Raw genomic sequence first — 12,429 nt, 5'->3', positions numbered from 1 at the left:
AGAATGCCAGTAACCAAACTATTAAAACACTTCTACAATTTAACTCATTATTTTATATGCATTATTTTTATAACTATTTGAATGTTTGTCATATACGATTTTGACCTAAGAAAAATAGGCTCAGCTAAAATGGCTAGAGTCTATTTTCCAAGATGAATTTAATTCACATAAAGTGAGATGTTCAGCGCAGATTAGTCACAACGTTGTAAGCCGCGATCGAGTTTAGTTAAAAACTCATAACCATTATCAGTAATGAGAATCATATCCTCTAACATAATCGAACCGATCCCAATACCGTAATAGGGTGTTTCAAGGCTTAACACCATCCCAGGCTGGAACGTTTCAGTCGCTAATGTACTGATGAAAGGTGCTTCTTCTAATCCCAAAAATACACCATCACCGTGCCCTAGATGACCACGATTATAATGTGGCAAGCCCGATTTTTTAATGACGTCCATGGTGGAATCAAAAACATCTTTTAATTTAACCCCCGGTGCCACCCTTGAGAGCATATGTTCATGACCGATTCTAATGGTGTCATATATCTGCTTTGCTAGTGGGTCCGGCTCCCCCAGAACAAAAGTTCGCGCCAGATCGGCCCCATAACCTGCAACATCCACACCGCAGTCAAACTTAATTAAGTCTCCCGGCTTAGCTGGGGCGTCATCCGCCAGCATTTTAGGCGAGAAGTTATCACCAACCGAAATAAGATTGAAACGGGAGAAGTTCGTTTCCGGAAACGTCATTACTGCGGCTTTGAATGCCGCCGTCAATTGTGCCGCAGTACAACCGACGCGAATTTCTTTCGCTGCACGGGCAATACCAAACTCGGTTATCTCAGCACTTTTACGCAGATGTTCAATCTCCCACGGGCTTTTGATCATCCTGATTTCATTAAATAATGGCGTTGAATCAACCAATTTCAGCCCTGGCGCTACTTTGTCCAGAACACCTTTTCCCCCGTTAGACATGGCATGTAATTCAATGGCAATGGTCTTACCCAGCACCCCGGCGTCCTCAAGCGCTGCTTTGACTAAACTAAAAACAGCTTCAACTGGCGGGCCAATCGGCCGCTCACGCTTGGTCTGATGATTAAGGGGATTGCGTGGGTCATCGACATCGACCCACACCGGAAAGGTTTTTAGCACCATATTCGGCATATCAAAGTGGGCACTGGCTGCCTCAAACTCATTCATGATGATTTGCGAAGGAATTGCTGCATCACGGAACATAATCGCCACCGCCGCACCGGTATGGCGGAAGGTATACATAAAGAAGCTGGCGAACCCAGTGAGATAGTAGAAATTATCACAAACGGTGACCACCAGAGCATCAAGCCCTTCTCGCTCCATTACCGTACGGGCTTTGCGACTTACCGCGTCTAAATGCGCAATCTTTTCTTTATTCACCAAACTTTCCTTCAAGGCTTATTTTATCTGTGATCTGAATAATATACCTAAAGTCATTGAAGTTGCAGGTGCAGAGCTAAGACAATTTGTTACCGACTAATCAATCGTGTAATTCACCGACATCACTCCTTTTTTCTCCGAAATGGACTGAACAATAACCTTTCCCACATCGCGCAGCGAACTAACATGGGTACCGCCACAGGCATACGCGGGCAATTCACCAAATCCGATTTCGCGAAAATCACCCTGGATCAACGTCTGTCGGGCTAAATCCTGATGAATAAACTGCTCTAAAGCTATCTGAACAATATTAATATCAATTGGATGCGGATTTTCAGTCGGTTTAAATGAGACTCGGCCCTCACCCGGCCAGTGATGTGCCTTTATTGGCAACCAGCCATAACTTTCGCCAATATTGCCAATGATATGCCCAGCGGAATGCATGCGTGCATTCAGAATACGCCGGTCACTGTCGATACACGCAGGTTGTATCCCTAATGCAACGGGCAGCGCCACATAATGAACTAATTGATGTTGCACCACCACCACATGTAATACCGGGCTGCCGCCAATCGTACCGGTATCGCAAGGTTGCCCACCGCCTTGCGGATGGAAAATAGTAGCCTGCAATATTAAAGCAAATCGCTCACCATCAGGAGTACAACTCAGGACATTTACATCCGTAGCCAGCGTATCGTTATCAAAAAATAGACGAGTAGTCACAATCATTATCCTTTTATCATTTCCATTATGATTATATTAATGCCAGTCTATTGTGATAATCCGTCATAACCTCAAAGGACTGTTGCGCTGTGAGCACAAATATGGCTCTGACTCTGCTAAGCGAAATGGCTATTTTCGTTAAAGTGGTAGAAACCGGTAGTTTCTCGGCAGTTGCACGCCAGTTAGGCGTTTCACCTTCAGCAATCAGCCGTAGCGTCAGCCGACTCGAAAAAGCGCTGGCTACGCGCTTATTGCAACGAACTACGCGTAAATTGCGATTGAGCGAAAGTGGCGAAGAGGTTTTTAAACGCTGTCATGCGATGCTTAGTGCAGCCAATTCAGTGATGGAAGTCAGTGGCCAGTACAATCTGGAACCGGAAGGGCTTATTCGTATCAGTGTACCAAAAGCAGTTGGCCGTTTTGTCGTTCACCCGCATATCCCTGAATTCTTGCGCCGCCACAGTAAAATAGATGTACAACTGATCTTAGATGACCGCTACGTTGATTTAATTGATGAAAATATCGATTTGGCAATTCGTATTACTGACCAACCCCCTGCTGGAATGATTGGCCGGCAATTGATGGCTATCGAACATTTGTTGTGCGCCACACCCGAATATCTCGCCACCCATGAGGTTCCCCTGCATCCGCATGATTTAGTGCACCATAGCTGTATTTATCTCGGAGAGACGCCGGGAGACGCCCGCTGGAAATTCCGTCAAGGTAGCAAAGCGGTAACTGTCGCGGTACGGGGCCGCTACGCAGCTAACCATACCGGTGTCAGGCTAGATGCTGTCTTGCAGCATATAGGTATCGGCAGCCTACCTTATTTTACGGCCAGAACAGCATTGCAACAGGGACTGATAGTACCGGTATTACCAGAATGGCGCTTTATCAGTTCGTACAGCGGTGGCTTATGGTTACTCTACCCGCCAACCCGCTATTTACCCCCCAAGCTGCGCGTATTTATTGATTATATTGTCGGTTGTTTGCGTAAAGAACCCAACTTACCCCCCGCGGCGGTTAAATTACCCGCGATTTAATATGCTGTATTAAACCCAACTAAGTCGCAGGTTGGGTACCTGGGGTGCAATTACCGTTTTTTCGCCAATAATGTCGCAAAGCGCAGTTTTATCCGATTACCTTCGGCGTCGGTCTTATGTAATTGCCCAACATCTTCGTTGTACTTAATAATATCCCAATCTTTATAGTAATGGCTTAACTCACCCGACTTTAATGTAAAAGAGAACGGCACAGTACAAGGGAAGTCATCCGTAGACATGGCAGAGATAATCAAATTATAACCACCGGACAAGGTACACTCCTGCATATTATTAATAATAGAGGGAATTCTTTCCGGTTGTAGGAACATCAGGACCACAGTCGATAGAATAAAATCATAGCGGTTGTCCACACTGGCTTCATTAATATTGTAAGTGCTGGCGGTAATATTTTGCAGATTTTCCTGTACTATAATCTGCTGTAAATTATGGATACTATCGCTATTTTTGTCTACCGCCGTGACATCAAAACCCAATAAATTCAAATACAAAGAATTACGACCAGAACCACAGCCTAAATCTAATGCTTTACCCGGTTTAACCATTTTCACGGCTTCAATGACTTCAGAGTGCGTCGGGGTTAAATTGTATTTTTTATGATAAAAATCTTCTGCCGTGCAATAGAAACTGAGTTGGCATTGCAGGTCATCTGAACAAGCGGCAATACGGTGCCAGACTTGGGGTTCTATAAAGGGCGGCTGCTGCTCACAAGAGAAGCTATGCCTCGCCAAAGTATTCCCCGCTTCATCGAGGATCAGAAAATCCATCTCCCCGTTTAGAATGGTCAGTTTGGCCCAAGTGCCTGCCTTGGTATTGTGTTTTTCCCGGAACATCGCCGGTACAGCGGTACTATTCCAGACAGGTAACTCTTTATAACACAGCAGTGCTGATGTATTTTCCATACTGACATTCCTCAGATAACTTAAAGATGCATTTAATATGCAACATATAATACAGCATTAACATTATCAAATGAAGCCGTCGGAACAAACAAATTCGGCACGAGATTTGGTTTATTTAAATCAGTCAACAAATTGAAATAAAAGATAATATTGCATCAAGGCATTGTGCGTTTAATCGTTTTTAAGTTTTCGATATGGTCGGCCAGTTTTTGAATGTCGTCATCCGTCAGATGTGCTTTGGCCTTATTGCCCCGGCCAACAATCTTGCCATCGCGGCGAGCAGTTAGACCATCAACAATTTCATCACGCGATAACGATATCAGTGGCGGTGCTTTATCCAAGCCTTTGCGATCAGCCGAACGCCCATGGCAACTTGAACAGGTTTGTTTATAAATATGCTCACCGTCAGTGGCTGCCTGAGCCGTGACACTGAGTAGCAGGACACCCACGGTTAACAACAGCACTGCTTTCATTATGCACCCGCCGCCCATTGTTGGAACAACGTAACCAGCGCCTGCTCATTACGCGCGCCCTGATGCAATTGCGTCACTTTACCACTGCGGTCAATCAGAAAAGAAGTCGGGGTGCCAATAACCTGGTAGCGTTCTTGTGTGATACCTAATTGATCACGAATAACCGGATAACTAATATTCCGCTGTGCCAACACCGGATTGATATCCACCTGTTCAGGATCGGTGTTAATCGCCACAACCACGATATCATCCCGATATTCCTGACTCAGTTTATCCAGTGCCGCCATTTCAGCCAGACAACCGCCACAGCTAGCTGACCAGAAATTGAGGTACACCTGCTTACCTTTCCATTGATCAAGTGCCACCGGCTTGCCTTTTAGGTCATAAGCTGCCAATTGCGGGGCCGCTTCACCCATCACCAACTCTTCTTGTTTACACGCGCTAAGTAGCAATAACACACCACACATGCCGATAACTTTTAACCGATTACGCCACATGATGACGGCTCTCTTCATTAAGATATTTACCGTGCTGGAGCCGGATTATCCGATCAGCAACACACCCTAAATCTGGATTGTGGGTAACCATGACAATGGTTCTACCCTGACGATGAATATGGTTTAGCAGATCCAGCACCCGCTGTTCATTCTCTTCATCAAGATTACCGGTCGGTTCATCAGCAAAAATGATAGGAGGCTGATTAACAAGCGCACGTGCAATACACACTCGCTGTTGCTCACCACCAGAGAGTTGGCTAGGCAGATGCCCCATACGTGGTGTCATCCCGACCTGTTCTAAAACCTGCCGCGCGGCGTCTTCATCAACCACACTGTGATAATGCTGCGCTAACATAATGTTCTCTAACGCAGTCAGGTAAGGAATCAGGTGAAATTGTTGAAAAACCAGCCCTATCTTGTCAGCCCGAAACTGCCGGCGGCCTTCTTCGTCTAAGCCTGCGGCATCAATACCGTCAAGTAACACCTGCCCTTCGCTAACGGTATCCAGACAGGTCAGGATATTCATTAATGTTGTTTTACCTGAGCCGGACGCCCCCATAATCGCGACAAACTCACCACGATTAATGCGAATATTAATGTCTTCCAGAGCTGTAACTTGACCAAAACGCTTATATAAATGTCGGGTTTCAATGACGGCATCCGCGGTGTATTCAGGTTTCACCCGTGTTAATGGCGATGTCATTTGCTACTCTCCTTTCAGGACTTTAGCGGGTTCGATATGAATAGCCCGACGGGTGGGAACAATGGCCGCCACGGCGGCGACTAACAATGACAATATCAGGGTCAATGGCAGTACTGGTGCTCGCAAAGCGATTGCCGCACTGAACACCGTCTGGCCCAATACTTGCGCCAACACATAGCCAAGCAAAGCACCGCAGACTGCGGCAGCCAGCGATATGATCAGTGTTTCAGTCAGCATCTGACGAATAATATCGGCACCACTGGCACCCAATGCTTTTTGCAAGGCGAACTCTTTTGAACGCTCACCCACTATCGCCATTAAGGTGGTGTTAACGCACAGTGATGACAAAATGAGGATCACCACCGAGACCAGCCCCATCAGCCCTTTTATTTTATCAAGCACCTGCCCTTCAGAAGCCGAGACCTTACGGATTGGCCGAATTTCAAGATCGGGATATTGCTCACGCAGGCGGCTGGCAAATGTTTCAACCTGCCCCACATCATTACTGACGCTAAGGAGCGCATTGCTGATATGCCCCGGTTGATTGAGCCATTTTTGCGCCAGTTCAAGATTGACGATTAACATGTTATCCGTGGCGTCACCCGCTTCAACAATACCTTTGACCTGAAGACGCTGGCGAGTCGCTCCATTCACCAATGTAATGGTATCGCCTACTTTGACGTGCAAGCGTTCGGCAAGTTTGACACCAATCATGGCATTGCGATCATCAAAACTGACGCCGATCCAGTTGCCGGTGACTTGCCAGTAGGGAACGAGCTGTTGTAGGGATTCAAACCATACCCCCATCAGCACCACTTTTTCCAATTCGGTGCGGGCCATACCATAAATATAGGGGCTGGAAGCATTGATAAGCCCTTTTGGTGCCGCATCTATAATTGGCTGAAATCGCTGTTGTTCAAAAGAGTTACCATGCCCTGGGCCGATATAGAAATTGGCACCAAAGGTTCGTAACTCCTGACTCATCTTGGCATTAATATCGAAATAAACTGCTGACATTGCGGTGACAATCGCTGCACCAACAGTGAGTGCGGCAAATACCACACTGACCCGTTGCATCCGCAGGCGCAGTGCACGTAATACCAATCGCCAGAACATACTATTACTGCCTTTATGCTGAATTGCCCGATGATTAACGGCCATAAAGCACCTCCACCGGATAGAGACTGGCAATACGCCGGGCAGGGAACCAGGTACCTATGACGGCAATCAACACGGATATCACCAGCACACAGGGCACCACCATCCAGGCAAAACTGAGCGGAGCGCCAAACAACATCAGGCCAATGGTTTTTGCCAAGCCCCAGCCAGCCAAACAGCCTGCCAGACCACCAATCAAGCCACTGATTGCTGCTTCAAGATAAAACAGCATCAAAATTTGCCACTGACGCGCCCCCAATGCTTTCATCAAACCAATCTCTTTAGCGCGTTCCATAATCGTGCTGGTCATCAGCGATGCAATCCCCATTGCCGCAGCAATCAACGCCGCCAGTGTAACCACCGCCAACAGCAGTTGTATCTTTTCAATCACCACCCCTTCAGATGCAGCAACTTGCCAAATTGGCCGCACCACGGAGCCAGAAATAGCCTCTTCCAATTGGTGTGCAATTGAAGAAACATAGGCGGTGCAATACCACAGGTCATATTCTTCGGCATTGAGGGCTTCAAGGTTTTCGCGCGCTTTACGCGACAACTCATTTTCTGGCACAGTCAATGCTGAGACCCGCACTGCCTGGATTTTTCCTGGCAAGCCGAGGAGTGATTGCACTGCGCTTAGGGGTAACACCAGGCGGCTCTCTTCTTCACCACCACTACTCAGCACCCCACTTATCTTCACCGTTAGTGGGCCAGAAGCACCGTTGAGGTGCAACTCATCACCGACCTGCCAACCAGTTTGCTGTGCCAGTTGTTTACCTAACAATGCCTCAGCCGTTGTCGCATCGGCTTTAACTGGCTCCTGCGGCCAGTTACCACTAACCTGCCAATACGGGCTGATAATTTGCTGACCGGTGTGATAGTCCTCTTCATCGGGTACATCAACCGGCTGATTAAAATAGGTCCCCAGCAGCGGAATAATTTGACCCTTAACATCAGTTTCGCCGCTCAGTAATGGCGCAAAACCGACAATATTGTTACGCCAAAAAATATCTTTGATATTGGGTAACTCAGCTTGATCGAGGAAATCCTGCCCGGTAAGTGGGTTACTCTGCTCGCCGAATAATGAAGGCAGTGCCACCTGCCCAGCAGGTTCAATCAAAATATTGGCACCATAAGACTTCAACTCACGTGACATTTTATCGCCAATATCTATCGATACCGCCAACAATGACGAGATGAGTCCGGCAGCAAGGAAGACCGTAAATACCGCCAGGGATTTACGCCGGACATTCCTGAACCAAGACTGCTTGAGCATGCGCCATAACATAATTATGGATTCTCCTGCGTGTCACTGTCTTCACTACTGGCAACCGGCGTCACAAACTGCTCCGGGTGTTCACGGAAACGGTTGTAATTCGCCTCAGATGAGAAGAAATAGGTCTTCTCGCCATAACTGTACTTATATTCGGCCTTTTGATTGGTGAGGTGAGTTTTATCAACCGGATCAATTACATCAAGCGTTACTACCGTGGCGAAGTAATTGACACCCGCCTCCAAAGAGGCTTTGGGAATGACTAACTCTTTATCGTCACTTTTCCACCCCTCCAACGGTATCGGGTTACAGCCCCCTGCTTTACCGATCGACGGAATGAAAATATGCACGGCGCAGGCAACACAAATGACCTGATTGCCTTCCATGACATACCCTTGATCACCACACAACAAGCAGGCATCGAAAACCACACTCAGGCGCAGACGATCGGGATAACGGTTAATAATAAAGAAACGTACTGCTTTACCATCATCGGCGACCCAGACAAAACGATGCAACTTACCATCGCGTACCTGCTCTACTGGGATACGGACTAAACCATCAGCCGAGAGTGTCACGGGTAAGGCCTCGGACAACTGGGGCGGTTGAGAAGCGACTTTATCCCAGTAGAGTTGAGCACCTGCGACTATTACCCATGCCAGCAAGGAAAAAATAAAGATTCGGCGTACATTACGGTAATCAGCTAATGCTTTACGGTGAGCGATCGGGTCTGAATTTTCACCGACGATCCGGCGGGAATTACATAACGGTATCAAGTAACACAGCGTCGTAAATGCCAGAAGCAGCGCACAAATGTAACTCAACCAGGCATGCCCATTGGTAACTAAAGCGACATAACTGAGTAGTGATTTGGTCAGTGGCACAACCTGTAACTTCATCAATAACAGAATGCCGTCGCCACTGAGTGGCAAAATCAGTAATACCGTTATCAGTATCAATAGTGGCCAACGGCAACGAGGCAATTGCCTGACCATCATCAGCAATAATACGGCACTGAAAATCACCCAGCCAAATGCCACGACAATAGCCGCCAAATTGAGCAGTAAATCAGTGTTGATGACATGGGTATTGGTAAAGGCACCGAGATTCGGATTATTACCCCAATTGAATGCTGCGCCCAATACCAACAGGGCTTGCCAGACATAACCTAACGACTGGCGGAGCGTAAATTGACTTAACAAGAATAACAGCAGTGCGAGAAGTTGAACCCCCGCCAGAACTAACTGCAATTGCTGCGATTTTGGGTAATGGGTACCGGCCCAAATACCCACGATAGCCATGAGTATCGTTATCCATACCACCCGGTTCAATGCAGGAGCTGGCCTGAATGCCCAACTTAACCCCAATAACAACGCTACCGGTAAAAAGGCTTGTAGCACGGAAACAAAAAAATAACTCATTAGCACACACCTTGGGCAAGATAATCACAACACCTGCCAGTTATCACTGATCAGCTTTTACATCGCGCGGATAAAAACGCGCTGACCATCCAGCATTAAGAAAAAGCCGCGATAACTGTTTTAGTCATCGCGGCCATTGTTATCAATTCAAACCGGTATATTTAAAGTCATAACTCACATCAAACGGTTTCCACCAGCGGCCGACACCCGTTTCGCTATCAGTATGGCGATGTAACCCGGCTTTAGATGGCTCACTGATATGGTAAGTAACTTTATAGTTACCTACGCCCATCATTTTAATATTGGCACCGTAGTGTGGACCGTCACTGGCAACCATCGGCATGAATGTGCCTTCTTGTTTGGTACCAGTATCCGTATTCACCAAGGTATAAGCGATAGTCAGGTACGGCATCCATTCACCGGCACCAAATCCATTCTTATTGCCTTCGGTGGCATGGATATCCGCCTCCAGATGAATGTCAGCTTTCGCGGCAGGCAAACCCATGCCACGCGGTTCCATATCGATTGGCTGCAAGTAAACTGCAGCAATTTCCATATCGTTGATCTTGATAGGCTCGCCAGCCGGATACTCTTTAAAGGCGAAAGCAGCAGGCGCTGCAAAAATGCTGGCGATAATGCTGCTGGCAATAATCGTTTTCTTCATGGTCATGTAGCACACCCTCTGGTATCAAATGATAATTACATTGTCGTTATTCACACCGGCATCATGCCGGACCATTACGCTGAGACAGTACGACCACGCCGTTGCATTACCCAAAGAGCAACCAGCGCAGCAATCAGTAATATCCCTTGAGGAATCAATGTTTCCAGATATGGATAGATCCCCAACCAACTGATTTCAGGTACGCCCGGTAGCAATGTCGGCTCAAACAATTTACCTTCAATTAGTTCAAGAACACTCTTACCGGCAAATACAAACGCCATTAGGTACATAAAGCCACCGGTAAACATAAAGAAGGGTTTGAGTGGCAATTTGACTACGGTAAAGCGCATAACCAGATAAGCTGCCAGCAAGAATACACAGCCAACGCCAAAACCTGCCAGAATCGACAAGTGGCCGCTAGTGGTACTGGCATCGCCCATCAGGGCCAGATAGAACAGTACAGTTTCAGCACCTTCGCGATACACCGCCAGGAAGCTTGTCAGCCATAACCCGACCATCGATCCACTACTGAGTGACTTAGAAAATTTCCCTTCGAGATAAGCTTTCCATTGCCGTGCTTCAGTCTTCGACAATAACCAGTAACTCATTGAGAACAGCATCACCACGGCAATCATCATGGTGAAACCTTCTAATAACTCACGACTTTGCCCTGAATTAGCAAATAACCACTGGAAGACGAAAGCGGTTAGCACGCTGGCGATTAAGGCCACTACGACGGATTGGCGAATGAGCGGTAATTTATCCTGATGGTTGTTTTTCACCAGATAAGCCACTATCGCGGCAACAATCAGTAAAGCTTCCAGCCCTTCACGCACAATAATCAGCAGGCTGTAGATGAACAGACTCCAGTTGGTTTCATCCCCCCCACCCAGCATCTCTACAGCACTGGCCAAATCCTTTTGCAACGCAACTGCTTCGGCTTGTAGCTGTTCGACTGGCTGACCGGCTTTCATCAGACTGACTAAACGAGTGAAATGCCCCTCTAACGTCGATTTAAATGCAGCATCACGTGAACCAACTTTATTCTCCATGCCACTGGCTTCGAACAAATCAAAGTAGGTATCCTGTACAGCCATCATTGCCGGTGTAGTCTGCCCCTTTTGGTACTGACTGATAGCATCGCTGATGGCCTGATTTATCTTACTGGAAACCGCCGCCCAATCGGCATTAGCTTGTCCGTCAGAATTAGCAGCCGATGCCGAAGATTGCCCAACGTTGGCTTGATCTGCGGTGACTGGTTGCTGTTCACGCGTTGTGGGTAAGCCTGGCAGGGTGTCTTCGATAGTTTGCAGTAAACCGGTGACACGATAGGCAACTTCCGTTATTTGGTCTGGCTTGCGGGTGAGATCGATTAATGCGGTAAATTGTTGGTTAATTGCCGCCGCTGCTTGTGCGGAACGATTGCCCCGCACTGACATTTCCATTTCAGAGTTTTTAAAACCCTGATAATGAGCCTGTTGCACGCTTTCACTGGCCGCGGCGAACTTCCCTTCTTGATATTCGCTTATGGCTTGTGCCAGTAAGTCATCAATGATTTTGAAACTCTGCTGCCAGTACAGTGCAATTTCACTGTTTTCATAGGCTGCATGTTGCTGTTCTGCATTAAGTTTATGCCCATCGGTCAGTATAGGCAGTACCGCAGTGAGTTCACTTTTAAGCCAATTAATTTTATTATCAACTTCCGCTTGCGGTTTGCCCTCCCCAATCATGCGCCGGATTTCGCCAAAAGCGGCTTCCATCTGGTAACTCTTCTGGGCAGAGATATTGATACGAATCGGGCCTTCGAGGTTTTCGAAAACTTCAAAGTACGCCATCTGCACCGTAGTACGGGCTTCATCATTGTTCTGTTGTTGGTACAACTGAGACGTTTTATCGAGACGGGATTGGATATCATTAACCAACTGCGGGTAATCCGTCGCAGCCCAGGCTAATGAGGCTGATAGCCACCAACAGCAGCAAAGCAGAAAGAGTTTGTGCCAAGTTCGCATAATATGAGTAACGCACATGAAGTTGATAATGAGATTTATTAACATTAACACTAAACAAAGGAAATGTGTCTTGATCCGCATCAAAAAATATTTAGTTTATTGAATTTTTGTTTAAAAATGCGGCGCACTACGCAATTTC

The 12,429-nt window shown here is 47.0% G+C and carries 12 protein-coding genes; 1 reads left to right on the top strand and 11 read right to left on the bottom strand.

Annotation, left to right across the window (positions count from 1 at the left end; genetic code table 11):
• Nucleotides 1–191 precede the first annotated feature (191 nt).
• Both V1952_RS15355 and V1952_RS15350 read right to left on the bottom strand, forming a co-directional pair.
• Nucleotides 192–1,409: a M24 family metallopeptidase gene (locus V1952_RS15355; protein WP_420075044.1), complete on the bottom strand. Its 1,218-nt coding sequence runs from the start codon at nt 1,407–1,409 to the stop codon at nt 192–194.
• Nucleotides 1,410–1,505: 96 nt separating this feature from the next.
• Entirely contained in the window at nt 1,506–2,132 is a 627-nt protein-coding gene (locus tag V1952_RS15350; RefSeq protein ID WP_372558847.1) for an alanyl-tRNA editing protein, read from the bottom strand.
• An 89-nt stretch (nt 2,133–2,221) separates the two neighbouring features.
• On the opposite strand from V1952_RS15350, the gene V1952_RS15345 reads away from it, so the two are divergent.
• A complete protein-coding gene (locus V1952_RS15345) occupies nt 2,222–3,175 on the top strand; it encodes a LysR substrate-binding domain-containing protein (RefSeq protein ID WP_420075043.1) in 954 nt (317 codons plus the stop codon).
• 50 nt (nt 3,176–3,225) lie between these two features.
• On the opposite strand, the gene tehB is transcribed toward V1952_RS15345, so the two are convergent.
• The 9 genes from tehB to V1952_RS15300 form a co-directional block, all read right to left on the bottom strand.
• Nucleotides 3,226–4,095 (bottom strand): SAM-dependent methyltransferase TehB, encoded by an 870-nt coding sequence (tehB, locus tag V1952_RS15340; protein ID WP_372558845.1) that lies wholly within the window; start codon nt 4,093–4,095, stop codon nt 3,226–3,228.
• Nucleotides 4,096–4,250: 155 nt separating this feature from the next.
• Nucleotides 4,251–4,568: a c-type cytochrome gene (locus V1952_RS15335; protein WP_372558844.1), complete on the bottom strand. Its 318-nt coding sequence runs from the start codon at nt 4,566–4,568 to the stop codon at nt 4,251–4,253.
• Complete coding sequence (locus V1952_RS15330) at nt 4,568–5,035, bottom strand: TlpA family protein disulfide reductase (protein ID WP_420075045.1); 468 nt, start codon at nt 5,033–5,035, stop codon at nt 4,568–4,570. The genes V1952_RS15335 and V1952_RS15330 overlap by 1 nt, the downstream gene beginning before the upstream one ends.
• Nucleotides 5,036–5,054: 19 nt before the next feature.
• Nucleotides 5,055–5,768: an ABC transporter ATP-binding protein gene (locus tag V1952_RS15325; RefSeq protein WP_083159071.1), complete on the bottom strand. Its 714-nt coding sequence runs from the start codon at nt 5,766–5,768 to the stop codon at nt 5,055–5,057.
• Between the two features lie 3 nt (nt 5,769–5,771).
• On the bottom strand, nt 5,772–6,884 hold the full coding sequence (locus tag V1952_RS15320) for an FtsX-like permease family protein (RefSeq protein ID WP_193784820.1): 1,113 nt from the start codon (nt 6,882–6,884) through the stop codon (nt 5,772–5,774).
• 34 nt (nt 6,885–6,918) lie between these two features.
• Nucleotides 6,919–8,211 (bottom strand): ABC transporter permease, encoded by a 1,293-nt coding sequence (locus tag V1952_RS15315; RefSeq protein ID WP_420075042.1) that lies wholly within the window; start codon nt 8,209–8,211, stop codon nt 6,919–6,921.
• 2 nt (nt 8,212–8,213) lie between these two features.
• On the bottom strand, nt 8,214–9,617 hold the full coding sequence (locus V1952_RS15310; RefSeq protein WP_420075041.1) for a Fe-S-containing protein: 1,404 nt from the start codon (nt 9,615–9,617) through the stop codon (nt 8,214–8,216).
• A 142-nt stretch (nt 9,618–9,759) separates the two neighbouring features.
• Complete coding sequence (locus V1952_RS15305) at nt 9,760–10,287, bottom strand: iron transporter (RefSeq protein ID WP_083159075.1); 528 nt, start codon at nt 10,285–10,287, stop codon at nt 9,760–9,762.
• 68 nt (nt 10,288–10,355) lie between these two features.
• Entirely contained in the window at nt 10,356–12,290 is a 1,935-nt protein-coding gene (locus tag V1952_RS15300) for an FTR1 family iron permease (protein ID WP_372558841.1), read from the bottom strand.
• Between the last annotated feature and the right edge of the window lie 139 nt (nt 12,291–12,429).

The organism is Yersinia sp. 2542 StPb PI (assembly GCF_048593855.1).
GTDB classification, from domain to species: Bacteria; Pseudomonadota; Gammaproteobacteria; order Enterobacterales; family Enterobacteriaceae; genus Yersinia; species Yersinia enterocolitica_E.
The sequence above is the reverse complement of the archived record's forward strand: the minus strand, read 5'-3'. Positions and strand labels throughout refer to the sequence as shown.